15 protein-coding genes are annotated in these 14,814 nt (G+C 67.5%); 5 read left to right on the top strand and 10 right to left on the bottom strand.

Annotation, left to right across the window (positions count from 1 at the left end; all coding sequences use genetic code 11):
* Positions 1 to 28: 28 nt before the first annotated feature.
* Positions 29 to 619 (top strand): alpha-ketoglutarate-dependent dioxygenase AlkB family protein, encoded by a 591-nt coding sequence (locus DCD74_RS08370; protein ID WP_112926912.1) that lies wholly within the window; start codon positions 29 to 31, stop codon positions 617 to 619.
* Between the two features lie 3 nt (positions 620 to 622).
* On the opposite strand, the gene DCD74_RS08365 is transcribed toward DCD74_RS08370, so the two are convergent.
* Genes DCD74_RS08365 through DCD74_RS08350 form a run of 4 tightly spaced genes read right to left on the bottom strand, consistent with a single transcriptional unit; the run spans position 623 to position 4,126 of the window.
* Positions 623 to 1,246, bottom strand: coding sequence for an ABC-type transport auxiliary lipoprotein family protein (locus DCD74_RS08365; RefSeq protein ID WP_112926911.1), 624 nt, complete (start codon positions 1,244 to 1,246; stop codon positions 623 to 625).
* Positions 1,243 to 2,169 carry an MlaD family protein gene (locus DCD74_RS08360; RefSeq protein WP_112926910.1) on the bottom strand — a complete coding sequence of 309 codons (927 nt, stop codon included), beginning with the start codon at positions 2,167 to 2,169 and terminating at the stop codon, positions 1,243 to 1,245. Before DCD74_RS08360 ends, DCD74_RS08365 begins: the two co-directional genes overlap by 4 nt.
* Positions 2,169 to 3,017, bottom strand: coding sequence for an ABC transporter ATP-binding protein (locus DCD74_RS08355; RefSeq protein ID WP_407072198.1), 849 nt, complete (start codon positions 3,015 to 3,017; stop codon positions 2,169 to 2,171). Before DCD74_RS08355 ends, DCD74_RS08360 begins: the two co-directional genes overlap by 1 nt.
* Positions 3,017 to 4,126: an ABC transporter permease gene (locus DCD74_RS08350; protein ID WP_112926908.1), complete on the bottom strand. Its 1,110-nt coding sequence runs from the start codon at positions 4,124 to 4,126 to the stop codon at positions 3,017 to 3,019. Before DCD74_RS08350 ends, DCD74_RS08355 begins: the two co-directional genes overlap by 1 nt.
* Positions 4,127 to 4,215: 89 nt before the next feature.
* On the opposite strand from DCD74_RS08350, the gene DCD74_RS08345 reads away from it, so the two are divergent.
* Positions 4,216 to 5,460, top strand: coding sequence for a threonine/serine exporter family protein (locus DCD74_RS08345; RefSeq protein ID WP_112926907.1), 1,245 nt, complete (start codon positions 4,216 to 4,218; stop codon positions 5,458 to 5,460).
* Between the two features lie 83 nt (positions 5,461 to 5,543).
* Here DCD74_RS08345 and DCD74_RS08340 read toward each other — a convergent pair whose 3' ends face one another.
* From DCD74_RS08340 to DCD74_RS08330, 3 genes are all read right to left on the bottom strand, one after another.
* Positions 5,544 to 5,906 carry an H-NS histone family protein gene (locus tag DCD74_RS08340; RefSeq protein ID WP_112926906.1) on the bottom strand — a complete coding sequence of 121 codons (363 nt, stop codon included), beginning with the start codon at positions 5,904 to 5,906 and terminating at the stop codon, positions 5,544 to 5,546.
* Positions 5,907 to 6,009: 103 nt separating this feature from the next.
* Positions 6,010 to 7,719, bottom strand: coding sequence for a proline--tRNA ligase (locus DCD74_RS08335; RefSeq protein WP_112926905.1), 1,710 nt, complete (start codon positions 7,717 to 7,719; stop codon positions 6,010 to 6,012).
* 57 nt (positions 7,720 to 7,776) lie between these two features.
* Positions 7,777 to 8,163, bottom strand: coding sequence for a DUF4124 domain-containing protein (locus DCD74_RS08330; protein ID WP_162615950.1), 387 nt, complete (start codon positions 8,161 to 8,163; stop codon positions 7,777 to 7,779).
* Between the two features lie 105 nt (positions 8,164 to 8,268).
* Between DCD74_RS08330 and pssA the strand changes: the two genes are divergently transcribed.
* From pssA to rimI, 3 genes are read left to right on the top strand one after another with little or no spacing between them, the layout of a single operon-like run.
* Positions 8,269 to 9,048 carry a CDP-diacylglycerol--serine O-phosphatidyltransferase gene (gene pssA / locus DCD74_RS08325; protein WP_112926903.1) on the top strand — a complete coding sequence of 260 codons (780 nt, stop codon included), beginning with the start codon at positions 8,269 to 8,271 and terminating at the stop codon, positions 9,046 to 9,048.
* Positions 9,045 to 9,299 (top strand): hypothetical protein, encoded by a 255-nt coding sequence (locus DCD74_RS08320; RefSeq protein ID WP_112926902.1) that lies wholly within the window; start codon positions 9,045 to 9,047, stop codon positions 9,297 to 9,299. Before pssA ends, DCD74_RS08320 begins: the two co-directional genes overlap by 4 nt.
* Positions 9,296 to 9,769, top strand: a complete 474-nt coding sequence (rimI, locus tag DCD74_RS08315; protein ID WP_112927750.1) for a ribosomal protein S18-alanine N-acetyltransferase — start codon at positions 9,296 to 9,298, stop codon at positions 9,767 to 9,769. The genes DCD74_RS08320 and rimI overlap by 4 nt, the downstream gene beginning before the upstream one ends.
* Positions 9,770 to 9,972: 203 nt before the next feature.
* Here the strand turns inward: rimI and DCD74_RS08310 are convergent, their stop codons facing one another.
* From DCD74_RS08310 to DCD74_RS08300, 3 genes are all read right to left on the bottom strand, one after another.
* A complete protein-coding gene (locus DCD74_RS08310) occupies positions 9,973 to 12,834 on the bottom strand; it encodes a valine--tRNA ligase (RefSeq protein ID WP_112926901.1) in 2,862 nt (953 codons plus the stop codon).
* A gap of 5 nt (positions 12,835 to 12,839) precedes the next feature.
* The gene (locus tag DCD74_RS08305) at positions 12,840 to 13,265 is read right to left on the bottom strand and encodes a DNA polymerase III subunit chi (protein WP_112926900.1); all 426 of its coding nucleotides are present in this window, start codon (positions 13,263 to 13,265) and stop codon (positions 12,840 to 12,842) included.
* 63 nt (positions 13,266 to 13,328) lie between these two features.
* Complete coding sequence (locus DCD74_RS08300) at positions 13,329 to 14,813, bottom strand: leucyl aminopeptidase (RefSeq protein WP_112926899.1); 1,485 nt, start codon at positions 14,811 to 14,813, stop codon at positions 13,329 to 13,331.
* Position 14,814 lies beyond the last annotated feature (1 nt).

Genomic DNA, 14,814 nt, shown 5'->3' with positions numbered 1-14,814 from the left:
AGGCCCGGCAAATCCGCAGGATGGAGCGATGTCGCCGCTTCCCACCGCCAACGGACTGCCGGGCATCGCGCTGTTTCCCCGCTGGCTTGAACAGGGCGAGGCCGCTGCGCTGTTCGGTGCCCTCGTCGACGCCGTGCCGTGGTCGGTGCATCGCATCCACTTGTTTGGCCGGGAGGTCGATTCCCCGCGCCTGTCCTGCTGGATGGGGGACGAAGGGGCTTCGTACCGCTATTCCGGCACCCGCTTCGCGCCGCATCCTTGGCTGCCCGCACTGGCCGACGTACGCGCGAAGCTGGAGGGCCAGTTTGAAGCCGGCTTCAACAGCGTCCTCGCCAACCTGTACCGCGATGGCCGCGACGCGATGGGCTGGCATCGCGATGACGAGCCCGAACTGGGTGATTCACCCGTCATCGCCTCGCTCAGCCTGGGCGCCACGCGGCGCTTCCTGCTCAAGACCGATGCCGGCGAGCGCCACGCCATCGACCTGGCGCCGGGTGACCTGCTGCTGATGTCGGGCGACAGCCAGCGCCGCTACCGCCACGCGTTGCCGCGCACGGCTAAACCGGTCGGGCTGCGCATCAACCTGACTTTCCGCCGTGTGCTGCCGGCGACGCGATGAGGTTCAGCGGCCGCGCTGCATCCCGGTGAGCGTCCAGCCGGTGATCTCACGCGTCACCTGCGCCAGCGACTGCTCGAACGCGCGGCTGACTTCGGCGATGGCGGTGCCTTGGGCGGGCGTGGCGGCGCGGAAGGTGCGCGTGGCGACGATGCGGTTGCCGGCGTTGTGGATCAGGCTGGCCGTGACTTGAACCACCGCGGCGGGCGTGGCGCCGCCCTGGTAATCGGCATCGAAGCGGCGGATATCCATCGCCAGGTCGTAGTCCCCGGCGATGCCGCCGCCGCGGCGCGCGACGCCCGGCAAGCGCTGGCTGTCCTCGAGCATGCGCACGACCGCGTCCTGCAGCATGTCCGGGGCCGGCTGCGCCCAGACCGCGCCCTTGTACACCTGGACCTCACCCGGCACGGGCCTCACCAGGATGCGCGCGCCATCGACCAGGCGCTCGGCGTTGGGCCGCAGCACCACCAGCTGTGCATCCACGCGTGGCCATGCGGCATCGGCCTGGACTTGCGGGCGCGGGTCGTGGACGGCGATCTCGGTCTTCTTCGGCACGATGCCGCAGCCCGCCGCCGCAAGCGCGAGCAGAAGGGGCAGCGCGAACCGGTGCAGGGAGGTCGAAGGGCTCATTTCGGTGTGAACTCCTTGGGTTGCTCGCGGCCCAGCAGGTAGCCGGCGGGGTTGCCGTCGAGGCGGTCGCTGATCCGGCGCAGGTCGCGCATCAGGCTGCGCAGCTCCGAAAGCGTCGGCGCGACCTGCTGCAGGCCGTCACGGGTGAAGGTGCGGATCGGCGCGCGGTTCTCGGCCACCATCGCGTTGGCGCCTTCGCCCGCCGCCTCGAACGAGGCGATGGCGCGGTCGAGCTTGTCCATGGTCGCCGGCAGCTTGGCGATGACCTCGCGGTCGACCTTGCTGATCGCGCCATTGGTGGTGTCCAGCGTCTTGCGCAGGTCTTCGCTGGCCAGCCGCGCGTTGACCAGCAGCTGGCGGATGTCCTCGCGCTGGCTGCTGATGGCATCGGTGGTGCTGCGCAGGTTCTCCAGCGTGTCGGAGATGCGCTGGATGTTCTCCTCGCTGAGTGCCTGGTCCATGCGCGCCACCAGCTTGTTGGCGGTGTCGGCGATGTTCTGCAGCGCGGAGGGCTCGGTCTGGATCACCGGCACGTCGCCGCGCTCACGCGGTTCCAGGCGTGGCGCGTTGGGGCTGCCGCCGGTGAGCTGGATGAAGGGGCTGCCGGTCAGGCCGGCCTGCGACATCTTGGCCCGGGTGTCGATCTTGATCGGCGCGTCGGCTTCCAGCTTGAGCAATGCCTGCACCCGGCGCGGGTCGCGCGCATCGAGCTTGAGCTGTTCCACCGTGCCGATGGAGATGCCGTTGTACTGCACCGAGCTGCCTTCGGTCAGGCCGGTCACCGGTTCGTTGAAGATGACCTGGTAGCGCTGCCACGTCGCATCGGACGAGTACTTCGCCGCCCACAGCGCGAAGCCGAGCAGGAACGCCGTCACCAGGATGGTGAAGGTGCCGATGAGGACGTAATTGGCCTTGGTTTCCATCATTGATCCTTGATGACGCGGCGCTCGTCCGCGGCGGCTTCCTGCGCGGCACGTGCGCGGGGGCCGTGGAAATACTCCTGCACCCACGGATGGTCGAACTTCTCGACTTCCGCCAGCGGCGCGTTCACCACGACCTTCTTGTCGGCCAGCACGGCCACCCGGTCGCTGATAGCGTAAAGCGTATCGAGATCGTGTGTGATGATGAACACGGTCAGGCCCAAGGCTTCGCGCAGGGTGAGGATGAGTTCGTCGAACGCGGCGGCACCGATCGGGTCGAGGCCGGCGGTCGGTTCATCCAGGAACAGCAGCGGTGGATCGAGCGCCAGCGCACGGGCGAGACCCGCACGCTTGCGCATGCCGCCCGAGAGTTGCGAAGGCAGCTTGTCCAGCGCATCGGCGGGCAGACCCGACAGCTTCACCTTCAACAGCGCCAGTTCGTAGCGCAGGTCGTCGGCGAGTTCGGGGTGATGCTCCTTTAGCGGCACTTCCACGTTCTCGCCGACGGTCAGCGACGAGAACAGCGCGCCGTCCTGGAACAGCACGCCGGTATTGCGTTCGATGGCGAGGCGGTCGTCCGGTGCGGTCGAACGCGCATCGATGCCGAGCACCTCGATCTCGCCCGCGTTCGGCGTGCGCAGGCCCAGGATCGAACGCATCAGCACCGACTTGCCGGTACCCGAGCCGCCGACCACGCCGAGGATCTCGCCGCGCCGCACATCCAGATCCAGCCCGTCGTGTACCACCTGTTCGCCGAACCGGTTGACCAGGCCGCGCACGCGGATGACGTCCTCGCCACTTTCCGCAGCGGAATGGCGTGAAGCGCGGCGGGGGCGGGCAGCGTCTTCCATCACCATCCCATGTGCATGAACCAGATCGCCGCCAGCGCGTCGATGATGATGACCAGCGAGATGGTCTGCACCACGCTCGAAGTCGTGCGTTCGCCGACCGACTGCGCGGTGCCTTTCACCTGCAGGCCTTCCAGGCAGCCGATGAGCCCGATCACCAGCGCGAAGATCGGCGCCTTCGAAATGCCGACGTAGAAGTCGGTGATGTCGATGGTCTGCTCCATGCGCGCCAGATAGGCCTGCGGCGGGATGTCCAGGCTGAAGGCGCCGACCGACAGGCCGCCGAGCAGGCCGGCGACCATCGCCAGGAAAGTGAGCAGCGGCAGCATCACCAGCAGTGCGAGCAGGCGCGGGATCACCAGCAGGTCGATGGGGTCGAGGCCGAGCGTGCGGATCGCGTCCACCTCTTCGCGGCTGACCATGGCGCCGATCTGCGCGGTGAACGCGCTCGCCGTGCGGCCGGCCAGCAGGATCGCGGTGAGCAGCACGGCGAATTCGCGCAGGAAGGCGATGTTGACCAGCTCGACCACGTAGATGGTCGCGCCGAAGTCCTGGAGGATGTTGGAGCCGAGGAAGGCCAGCACCGCGCCGACCAGATAGGTCAGCAGCAGCACCAGCGGCACCGCATCCAGGCCGACCTGTTCCATGTGGTGGACGACGCTGGTCAGGCGCAGCCGGCGCGGCTCGCGCAAGGTGCGCAGCAGCTTGACCAGGTTCTCGCCGAGGAAGCTCATCAGCGCGATGACTTCCTTCCAGTTGTCGACGACCGCGAAACCGAGCCGGCCGAGCGCGGCGTGGAAGCCGTAATCGCGCTGCGTCCTGGGCCGGTCGGCGCCGACATCGACAATCGCCGTGACCAGCGCCTGATGCTCGTCGCGGAGCTTGAAGGCGGCGCGGTCGAGCCCGCGGTCGCGCGCGAAGCGTTGCAGCTGCAGCACGCCGAGCGAATCGATGGCCCCGACACCGCTGGCATCCACATGGCGTACGTCCTTCGGCAGCTTCGACACTTCGCGCTGCACATCGCCGGCGTTCGCCAGCGTCCAGTGGCCGCGCAGCTGCAGCGTGCCCGTCTGGGCGTCGAACTCGGCGGAAGGGCGGGTGGCGTCGGTCATGCGTGGCTGCATGGTATCGGCTCGATGTCATGGCCGGATTCACACGCGGCCCGGGTCCGGTATCGCGGCATCCATGTCATGCTTTCGCGATGGGCGATCCGCACCTTTCCAATACGCCGTATCCGCAACGCATCGCCTTCGTCACCCGGCTGGCGCAGCATCTGCATGCCTATGGCACCACCGCGCAGCGCCTTGAGGGCGCGTTGCTCGGCGTGGCCGCGCGGCTCGGCGTGGAATGCGAGCCCTGGGTCAACCCGACCGGCATGATCCTGACCTTCCGCGAGCCGGCCGACCAGCAGGGCAACGACATCACCCGCGTGATCCGCCTGCCGCCGGGCGATACCGACCTGTCGCGGCTCGCGCGCGCCGACCGCATCGCCGAAGACGTGCTGGCCGGGCGCATCGGCATCGCCGAGGGCAGTGACGCCCTGCGCCAGCTCGACCGCGTGCCCACCTGGCGCTGGCAGCTCATGCAGGTCCTGAGTTTCATGCTGGTGGCCGGCGCCGTGGGCGGCCTGCTGCGCCTGCCGTGGCTGGACATCGTCACCGCCAGCGTGGCCGGGCTGGGCATCGGCCTGCTGGATTTCATGGCGAAGCGGCACCCGCTGTTGCGCGAGCCGCTGGAGGCGCTGGCGGGGATGCTGGCGGCGACCATCGCGGTCTTCGTGGCGACCTTCGTCGGGCCGCTCAACATGAACACCGTGATCATCGCCTCGGTGATCGCGCTGCTGCCGGGTATGGCGCTCACCAACGCGGTCAACGAACTGACCAGCCAGCATCTGGTGGCCGGCACCGCGCGCTTTGCCGGGGCGATCAGCACCATCCTCAAGCTGACCATCGGCACGATGCTGACGCTCACGCTTTCGCACATGCTGGGGATGCAGCCGGCCGTGCAGTTCTCGCGCCCGCAACCGCTGTGGGTGGAAGGGCTCGGTTTGATGGTCGCCTGTTATGCGTTTGCCGTGGCGTTCCGCGCCGGGCGCCGCGATTATCTGCTGGTGATGGTGTCGGCGGCGGCGGGTTATCTGATTTCCCGCGTGGCCGGCGAAACCTGGGGCGATGCCGCCGGGGTATTCCTCGGCGCTTTCATCATGACCATGGCCGGCAATATCTACGCGCGCTGGAAAAACCGCCCGGGCGCGTTGATCCGGTTGCCCGGCATCATCCTGCTGGTGCCGGGGAGCGTGAGTTTCCGTGGCCTGATTTCACTGATGCAGCAGCAGGATATCGAAGCCGGAACGGCCGCCCTGATGGCGGTGGTGAATATCCTGATGGCGCTGATCGCCGGTTTGATGTTCGGCAACCTGCTGGCACCGGCGCGGCGCAATCTCTGAATCCGGTTTGCCGGGATTCCGGGCAAACAAAAAGCGCCGGGTCGCGGCGCTTTTCGTCGGAACAGTATCGGTGATGTTTCCGATCAACCCTTGATCAGGAACTCCGACACATCGCGGCCCTGGCCGACATAACCGGCCAGCCAGCGCGGCTGCTTGCCACGGCCGCTCCAGGTTTCCGCGGCGTTGGCCGGGTTGCGATACTTCGGGGCGACCTTGGCGACCGCCTTGCGGGCCGTGGTCTTCTTGGCGGCCGGTGCCTTGCGTGCGCGGGGCGCGCCGGCGGCGCCGAACAGTTCTTCCATGGTGTAGCCGGAGGTGCGGACGATGCGGTTGACCGCGGCGCGGACCTGGTTGATCGGCTTGCGCTTGGCGAGCACCTTCTTGCGCTTGTTGGCCTGGCTGATCAGGTCGGCGAGTTCTTTCTGGCTGAGATTGTTGATGTCCACGACTGGGCCTCTGATTATGGGTTTTGATTATGGCGGGGCTTCCTGCCTCGCGGCGATCATAATCCCCGCATAATCAAACCGCAAATCGGGCCAATATCCGGATTCAGGCGCCGATGCGTTCCTTCAGGCCGGAACGGTCGAGGTTTTCCGATTCACCGGCATCGCGGCGGCGATATTCGAAGGTGCCGGCGGCGACGCCGCGCTCCGAAACCACCACCCGGTGCGGAATGCCGATCAGCTCCATATCCGCGAACATCGCGCCGGGGCGCAGGCCGCGATCATCCAGTACGGCATCGATGCCGGCCGCCTGCAGGTCCCGGTAAAGCGCGTCCGCGGCCGCCGCGACATCGGCATTGTTTTTCGGGTTGATGATGCAGATGGCCACCTGCCACGGCGCCATCGCTTCCGGCCAGCGGATGCCGGCCTCATCGTTATTCTGCTCGATGGCCGCCGCGACGATGCGCGAAACCCCGATGCCATAGCAGCCCATCAACGGATTCACCGGCTTGCCCTGCGCGTCGAGCACGGTGCAGCCCATCGCTTCCGAATACCGGTTGCCCAGTGCGAATACATGGCCGACCTCGATGCCGCGCGCGAGACCGAGTTTGCCCTGGCCGTCCGGCGAGACATCGCCTTCGACCACGTTGCGGATATCGGCGGTTTCCGGTTCCGGCAGGTCGCGGCCGAAATTGACCCCGGCCAGGTGGAAACCGTCTTCATTCGCGCCGACCACGAAATCCGCCATCGCCGCGACACTGCGGTCGGCCACCACGCGGATCGTTTTGAGCGGATTGACCGGGCCGAGGAAACCCGGAGAGGCACCGAGGTGCGCACGGATTTCATCTTCGGTGGCCAGCCGGTAATCGGCCAGGCCGGCCAGCTTGGCCAGTTTGATTTCGTTGACGATGTGGTCGCCGCGCACCAGCGCCAGTACGAACTGCGGCGCGCCTTCGCCATCCTCGCCCATCAACGCGACCGACTTGACGGTATCGGTGAGCGGGATGCCCATCAACGCGGCGACGTCCTCGCAGGTTTTCTGCGTCGGGGTATCGACCTTGCGCATGGAGGCGGAGGCGGGACCCCGCGCGCCCGGCGCCAGCGCTTCGGCCAGTTCGACATTGGCGGCGTAATCGGAGCCGTCGGAAAATGCGATGGCGTCCTCGCCGGAATCGGCCAGCACGTGGAATTCATGCGAGGCCGAACCGCCGATCGCGCCGGTATCGGCGAATACCGCGCGGAACTTCAACCCGAGGCGGGTGAATATGCGCGAATACGTGTCGTACATGTTGCGGTATTCGGCCTGCAGCGAGGCGTCATCGAGATGGAAGGAATAGGCATCCTTCATCAGGAATTCGCGCGAACGCATCACGCCGAAACGCGGGCGGATCTCGTCTCTGAACTTGGTCTGGATCTGGTAGAAATTCACCGGCAGCTGCTTGTAGCTGGACAGCTCCTGCCGGGCGAAATCGGTAATGACTTCCTCGGCGGTCGGGGCGTAGCAGTATTCGGCTTCCTTGCGGTCGGCGATTTTCAGCAGCTGGCCGCCGAATTTCTCCCAGCGCCCGGTTTCCTCCCACAGTTCCCTGGGCTGGATGGTCGGCATCAATACCTCGATCGCGCCGGCGCGGTTCATTTCATCGCGCACCACGGCTTCCACCTTGCGCAATACCCGCAGGCCGAGCGGCGACCAGGTATAGAGGCCGGCGGCCAGTTTGCGCAGCATGCCGGCCTTGAGCATCAGCTTGTGGCTGACGATCTCGGCTTCGGCCGGGGTTTCCTTTTCGGTATGGAGGTGGAACTGCGACAGGCGCATGGCGGAACTCGCTGAAAATCAGTCCCGCATTTTGCCATGCGCCGGCAGGCCGGGTACTCAGGACGTGCAGGACACCGAGATGGTGGATTCCGCCAGCTTCACCTGGTTGGCGTGTTCGTCGGCGCTGAGCGTGCGGTCGGGCTTGCCGTCTCCGTCGCTGTCGATCTGCACGTTGCTGTTGCCCTTGAGCACGGCCAGGTTGCTGCGTGCCTGCTTGCACTGCACGTTTTCGGTGACGCCGGGCTTGGCCGCCGCGGCGACGGTGGGTGCGCTGGCGGGCGCGCCGCGCACGGTGAACTTGCCTGAGGCCGGCGGCGAGCTGGAGTAATGCGTGCGGCCCTGCGCATCCTTCCACTGGTAGACCTTCTGCTGTGCGGTGGCGGTGCCGGCGAGCAGGAGGCCGGCGGCGCACAGGCCAAGGGCGGAGGCGGTGATGCGGTTCATGGCGGGTTTCCCGGGGGCGTGCGGGGATTGCAGCATCGCGGGGCAGGGGGCGCAAGTGCGGGCGATACGGCAATCCGTCGCGGTACGAGCCGCTAAACTGCCGGCATGGATGAAAACAGCCCGCCCGTTCCGCAGCGCCGCCAGCCCGCACGCGCCGTTTATCTGTTGCCGAATCTGTTCACCACCGGCGGCCTGTTCGGGGGCTTCTACGCGATCATCGCCGCCGGGCAGGGGCATTTCGGGCAGGCCTGCGTAGCCATCTTCATCGCCGCGCTGCTCGACGGGCTCGACGGCCGCGTCGCACGCCTGACCAACACCCAGAGCGAATTCGGCGTGCAGTACGACTCGCTGGCCGATCTGGTGAGCTTCGGCATGGCGCCGGCGCTGGTGATGTACCACTGGGCGCTGCAGTACATGCGTTTCGATGGCATTGCGCCCGGCAAGCTCGGCTGGCTGGCGGCCTTCCTCTACGCGGCCTGCGCGGCGCTGCGGCTGGCGCGCTTCAACAGCCAGGTGAGCGTGGTCGACAAGCGCTGGTTCGTCGGGCTGGCCAGCCCGGCGGCGGCGGCGATCATGGCGAGCTTCGTCTGGACGCTGCACGACTTCGGCATCAAGGGCGCAACGATGCGGCACGCGGCGATCGCGCTGACCGTCATCGTCGCGCTGCTGATGGTGAGCAACTTCCGCTACACCAGCTTCAAGGGTCGCGGTGGCGCGCAGGGCGAGCGCGTGCCGTTCTGGGCGCTGCTGCTGGTGGTCGCCGCGCTCATCGCGCTGGCGCTGTATCCGCCGCAGACCTTGCTGGCCGTGTTCGCGCTGTATGCGCTGTCCGGCCCGGTGATGACGCTCTTCCGCAGGCGGCGCGCGGTGCGGGAGCCGACGTGAGCTGGGATCGCTTCCAGCGCGAGGCGATGAGCGAACTCGGGCTGGTCGCGTTCGTGCCGCATGTGCCGGGCAGCGAACCGCCGCCGCCGGCTGATCCACGCGTGCTGGCGATGCTGGCGCGGGCGCTGGGCATATCGCCTGATGCGTTGGCGGATGCGGGCATCGTGTTGCCCGGCATTGAGCGCCTGCGCGATCCGGCGGTGAAGCGCGCGTTGTGGCCGAGCCTGCGCGGGCTGCGTCGCCCGGCATGAGCGCGCAGGTCGAGCCGTCCGCGCCGCGCCTGCGGCGGATGCGCGAGAGCGATCTCGACGCGGTGATGGTGATCGAGCTGCGGGCGTACCCGTTTCCGTGGACGCGCGGCAACTTCCGCGACTGCCTGCACGCGGGCTATGCGATGTGGGTGCTGGAAGATGACGCCGGCGTCATGGGTTACGCCGTCGCCAGCGCGCAGGCGGACGAATCGCATCTGTTGAACCTGTGCATCGATCCCGCCGCGCAGTCGCGCGGGCAGGGCAGGCGGTTGTTGCGGGCGATGCGCCAGGTGGTGCGCGGCCACGGCGCGGAGCGGATGTTCCTGGAAGTGCGCCCGTCCAACCCGCATGCCATCGCGCTATACCACGACGAGGGCTTCAACGAGATCGGCCGTCGCCCGCGCTATTACCCCGCGCCGAACGGTGGCCGCGAGGACGCGATCGTGATGGCGATGGAGTTGCTGGACTGAGATCGCACGACCGCGCAAACGCACAAACGCACCACGCGCAATGTCGCGCCGACTATTGCGCGGCCAAGCGGGAATGCCTTTCGCCGGGTTCTGCGCTCTCCCTCGGTCAGGGCTTCCTGCCCTGACTCGGGCGCCGGACATCCATGGCCGGCTTGGCCGCGCAAAATGCCGACGCGGCATTCCCCTTCATTTCTTTCCTTCGATCAGCCCATCCGCGCGCGCTGCGCCTTCAGTGCATCCAGCTGCGAAGTCCATTCGGCCAGGCGCGTGCGCTCCTGCTCGACGACCGCGGCCGGCGCGTTCGCCACGAAGGTCTCGCTGGCCAGCTTGCCCTGCGACTTCGCCAGTTCGCCGGCGACGCGCTTGAGTTCCTTGTCGATGCGGCTGCGCTCGGCATCCAGATCGACCAGGCCTTCGAGTGGCACGAACAGATCAAGCTCGCCCACGCGTGCGGCGGCAGCGGCCGGCGGCTCGCCTTCGAGCACCTCGATGCGCTCGATGCGCGAAAGGAACTTCAGCGCCGCATCGAAACGACCGAGCCGCGCGCAGTCGACTTCGCCACCACCGCGCACCAGCAGCGCGACCTGCTTGCCCGGCGAGACGCCCAGTTCGCTGCGCACGCGACGCAGCGCGGACACCATCGCCTTCAGCCATTCGATGTCGCCATCGGCCTGTGCGTAGGCGGCCACATCGACATCGCCCGGCTTCGGATAGAGCTGGGTCATGACGGTGTCGCCCTCGACGCCGAGCTTTGGCGCGACCTGCTGCCACAGTTCTTCGGTGACGAACGGGATCAGCGGGTGCAGCAGGCGCAGCAGGCGCTCCAGCACGAACAGCAGCGTGTGGCGGGTGGAATCGGCGGCGGCCGCGTCATCGCCATTCAACGCCGGCTTGGCGAGTTCCACGAACCAGTCGCAGAACTGGTTCCAGGCGAATTCGTAGAGCGTCTGCGAGAGCAGGTCGAAGCGGTAGCTGGCGAAGTGCTCGGCGGCTTCGGCGCTGGTGCGGTCGAGCTGGGCGAGGATCCACTTCTCCGCATCGGTGCGCGGCGTCGGCACGCCGGATGCACTGAAGCCTTCGGTGTTCATCAGCACGAAGCGCGTGGCGTTCCACAGCTTGTTGCAGAAATTCTTGTAGCCCTCGGCGCGGGCCAGGTCGAACTTGACGTCGCGGCCCGGGCCGGCGAGCGCGGCCATGGTGAGGCGCAGCGCATCGGCACCGAACGCGGGAATGCCGTCGCCGAATTCCTTGCGCGTGGCCTTCTCGATCTTCGGCGCGTCGGTCGGCTTCATCAGCCCGGTGGTGCGCTTGGCGACCAGCGCGTCGATGTCGATGCCGTCGATGATGTCGATCGGGTCGAGGATGTTGCCCTTCGACTTCGACATCTTCTGGCCGTCCTTGTCGCGCACGAGGCCGGTGATGTAGACGTCCTTGAACGGCACGCGACCGACCAGCTTGTCGGTCATCATGATCATCCGCGCCACCCAGAAGAAGATGATGTCGAAGCCGGTGACCAGCACCGAGGTCGGCAGCGCGATGTCGAAGCCGAGCTCGCCCATCGCATCCTCGTCGGGCCAGCCCTGCGTGGAGAACGGGAACATCGCCGAGGAGAACCAGGTCTCCAGCACGTCGGCGTCTTGCCGCAAGGCGACGTCATCGGTGAGCGCGTGCTTCGCGCGGACTTCCGCCTCGTCGCGGCCGACGTAGGCGTTGCCGGTCTCGTCGTACCAGGCGGGAATGCGGTGGCCCCACCAGAGCTGGCGCGAGATGGTCCAGTCCTGGATGTTCTCCAGCCAGTGGCGGTAGGTGTTGAACCAGTTGGCCGGGACGAACTTCACCTCGCCCGACTTCACCAGCTCCAGCCCACGCTCGGCGAAGCCGTCCATCTTCACGAACCACTGGTCGGTGAGGAAGGGTTCGATGACCTGGCCGCTGCGGTCGCCACGGGGCACCTGCAGTTTGTGCGGCTTGGTTTCGACGAGAAGCTCTTGCGCTTCGAGGTCGGCCAGCACCGCTTTGCGTGCTGCGAAGCGATCAAGGCCACGGTAGGCGGCGGGAATCGCTTCAACCCAACGTGCTCCAGTGCCGAGATTTTCATCAGGCGAGCGCGCGAGTTTTGTAATCGGGTCTGTCGGTGCCCCCAGGATTTTGGCGTCATCGGTAAAGATATTGATGACGTCCAACCCGTGTCGCTGCCCGACCGCGTAATCGTTGAAGTCGTGCGCGGGCGTGACTTTGACAACACCAGTGCCGAACTCGCGGTCTACGTAATCGTCCGCGATGACCGGGATCTCGCGGCCCACCAGCGGCAGACGCACGCGCTTGCCGATCAGCGCGGCGTAGCGCTCGTCCTCTGGATGCACCATAACTGCGGTGTCACCCAACATCGTTTCGGGGCGTGTGGTGGCGACGACGACATGATCCGGCGCGCCAGGTGCGGGGTCGACTACGTCGTAGCGGATCGACCACAGGTGGCCGTTCTCTTCTTCGCTCACCACTTCCAGATCGGAAATCGCGGTCTTCAGCACCGGGTCCCAGTTGACCAGCCGCTGGCCGCGGTAGATCAGGCCCTGTTCGTGCAGGCGCACGAAGGCTTCGGTGATCGCGCGCGAGGCCATCGGGTCCATGGTGAAGACGCTGCGCGACCAGTCGCCGGAGGCGCCGAGGCGACGCATCTGGCGTTCGATGGTGCCGCCGGACTGCGCCTTCCATTCCCACACTTTCTCGATGAATTTGTCGCGGCCCAACGAGTCGCGGGTCTCGCCCTTGCCTTCGAGCGCGAGGTTGCGGCCGACCACCATCTCGGTGGCGATGCCGGCGTGGTCGGTGCCCATCTGCCACAGCGTGCGGTAGCCGCGCATGCGGTGGTAGCGGATCAGCGCGTCCTGCAGCGTGTGCTGGAACGCGTGGCCCATGTGCAGCGTTCCGGTGACGTTGGGCGGCGGCAGCAGGATGGTATAGGCCGGGCCGTTGCCCTGCGGCGCGAACACGCCCGAGGCTTCCCACTTGGCGTAGAGGCGGGTTTCGATGTCGGCGGGGAGATAGCTGGGGGCGAGGGTGTTCATCGTCGTCACATGTCGTGTTTGTTCGTTTGCAGCCCGCGGGCCTGGTACTGCTTCCAGCGCTCGCGCAGCGGCGTGCGCGCCTCCGGGTCGGCGGGCACCACTTCCAGCACGCGCTCGAAGTCGCCTTCCACCGCCGCATCGCGCAGGTTGATGACCAGCGGGCGCATCGGGGCATCGGCCTCGGGCGGCAGGATCAGGATCGGCGCGAGCTCGTCTTCGTCATCCAGCCCCGCGATCTGGTGCGGCAGGTAGGCGTCGGCGTCGAACGACCAGAGCAGGTCGTCGAGCGCCTCGGCCTGGGCCGTGTCGCGCGCCAGCACGAGGGTGGGGAAGCCGGCGTCGTGCGCCTTGCGGGCGAGTTCGCAGACCAGCAGCAGCGGTTCCTCGCGGAAGCGCGGCTTGGCGATCAGGTAGAAGTCGGCGCGGGCCATCGGGCAGCCCTCAGCCGCCGCGGCAGGGCCGCGACGGGGCTTCACGATGGCGCGCCGGTGCGGTCACTTGGCCGCGCGGTCCAGCAGCCACTGGCTCAGCAGGCCGACCGGGCGGCCGGTGGCCATGCCCATCTTGCCGTCGCCATTGGCCACGCCGGCGATGTCCATGTGCGCCCAGCGCTGGCCTTCGGTGAAGCGCGAGAGGAAGCAGCCGGCGGTGATCGCGCCGGCCCAGCGGCCGCCGATGTTGTAGATGTCGGCGAATTGGCTGTCCAGCTGGCCCTGGTATTCGTCCCACAGCGGCAGCTGCCAGGCGCGGTCGAAGGTGGTCTCGCCGGCGTCGATGAGCTCGCGCGCCAGGTCGTCGTCCTTCTTGGTCATGACGCCGGTGGCGTACTTGCCGAGCGCGATGACGCAGGCGCCGGTGAGCGTGGCGACATCGACCAGCGCCTCCGGCTCGAAACGCTGCGCGTAGGTCAGCGCGTCGCAGAGGATCAGGCGGCCTTCGGCGTCGGTGTTGCCGACCTCGATGGTCTTGCCCGACATGCTGGTGATGACGTCGCTCGGGCGGTAGCTGTTGCCGTCGGGCATGTTCTCGACCGCGACCGCCAGGCAAACCAGGTTGACCGGCAGGTTCATGCCGACCGCGGAGACCAAGGTGCCGAGCACGGTGGCCGCGCCGCACATGTCGTACTTCATCTCCTCGATGCCGCCCTGGGTCTTCAGGTTGATGCCGCCGGTGTCGAAGGTGATGCCCTTGCCGACCAGCACGTAGGGCTTGGCGTCGCCGCCGCCGTTCCACTTCATCACCACCAGCTTCGGGCGGTTGGCCGAGCCGCGCGCCACGGCGAGCAGCGAGCCCATGCCGAGCGCTTCCATCTCGGCATCCCCCAGCACCTCGCACTCGGCCTTGTCGAAGCGGGCGGCGAACTGCATGCCCTGGTCGGCCAGGTACTGCGGGTTGCAGACGTTCGGCGGCAGGTTGCCCAACTCGCGGGCGAAGGCGACGCCGGCGGCGATCGCCTGGCCCTGGGCCAGCGCGTCGGCATCGGCGCCGCTGATCTCGAAACGCTCCAGCCCGCTTTCCTCGCGCTTCTTGTTCTTGGCGCCGAGGGTGGCGGTATAGCGGTACATGGCGTGGTCGGCGGCGATGGCGGCCTGGCGGATGTTCCAGGCGGCGTCGCGGCCGTTCACCGCGACTTCGGACAGGGTGAACAGCGCCGACTTTACGTTGCCGGTCTTGAGCGTGCGCGCGGCGTCGCCGACCGCCTTGATGTACTGCGGGGTGCCGAACTTGCCGGCCTCGCCCAGGCCGATGACCAGCACGCGGGGCGCGGTCACGCCGGGCACGTCATGCAGCAGGGCGGTGCGGCCGACCTTGCCGCCGACGTCGCCACGTGCGGCCAGCGCGGTCAGGCGACCGTTGCTCGCGGCGTCGATCGCGGCACCGGCCGGTGTCAGCGAGTTGTCGGTGTAGATGCCGACCACCACGCAGTCGACGGAGGCGGTGGCAGGGGCGGTGCCGTTCAGGGCGAATTCGAGGGACATC

Origin of the sequence: Lysobacter oculi, from assembly GCF_003293695.1 — a bacterium.
GTDB lineage: Bacteria > Pseudomonadota > Gammaproteobacteria > Xanthomonadales > Xanthomonadaceae > Solilutibacter > Solilutibacter oculi.
The sequence above is the reverse complement of the archived record's forward strand: the minus strand, read 5'-3'. Positions and strand labels throughout refer to the sequence as shown.

Bases quoted from the DNA above. Each gene is read 5' to 3' on its own strand.
- DCD74_RS08370 (WP_112926912.1), top strand. From the start codon at position 29: ATGTCGCCGCTTCCCACCGCCAACGGACTGCCGGGCATCGCGCTGTTT.
- DCD74_RS08365 (WP_112926911.1), bottom strand. From the start codon at position 1,246: ATGAGCCCTTCGACCTCCCTGCACCGGTTCGCGCTGCCCCTTCTGCTC.
- DCD74_RS08360 (WP_112926910.1), bottom strand. From the start codon at position 2,169: ATGGAAACCAAGGCCAATTACGTCCTCATCGGCACCTTCACCATCCTG.
- DCD74_RS08355 (WP_407072198.1), bottom strand. From the start codon at position 3,017: ATGGAAGACGCTGCCCGCCCCCGCCGCGCTTCACGCCATTCCGCTGCG.
- DCD74_RS08350 (WP_112926908.1), bottom strand. From the start codon at position 4,126: ATGACCGACGCCACCCGCCCTTCCGCCGAGTTCGACGCCCAGACGGGC.
- DCD74_RS08345 (WP_112926907.1), top strand. From the start codon at position 4,216: ATGGGCGATCCGCACCTTTCCAATACGCCGTATCCGCAACGCATCGCC.
- DCD74_RS08335 (WP_112926905.1), bottom strand. From the start codon at position 7,719: ATGCGCCTGTCGCAGTTCCACCTCCATACCGAAAAGGAAACCCCGGCC.
- DCD74_RS08330 (WP_162615950.1), bottom strand. From the start codon at position 8,163: ATGAACCGCATCACCGCCTCCGCCCTTGGCCTGTGCGCCGCCGGCCTC.
- pssA (WP_112926903.1), top strand. From the start codon at position 8,269: ATGGATGAAAACAGCCCGCCCGTTCCGCAGCGCCGCCAGCCCGCACGC.
- rimI (WP_112927750.1), top strand. From the start codon at position 9,296: ATGAGCGCGCAGGTCGAGCCGTCCGCGCCGCGCCTGCGGCGGATGCGC.
- DCD74_RS08310 (WP_112926901.1), bottom strand. From the start codon at position 12,834: ATGAACACCCTCGCCCCCAGCTATCTCCCCGCCGACATCGAAACCCGC.
- DCD74_RS08305 (WP_112926900.1), bottom strand. From the start codon at position 13,265: ATGGCCCGCGCCGACTTCTACCTGATCGCCAAGCCGCGCTTCCGCGAG.
- DCD74_RS08300 (WP_112926899.1), bottom strand. From the start codon at position 14,813: ATGTCCCTCGAATTCGCCCTGAACGGCACCGCCCCTGCCACCGCCTCC.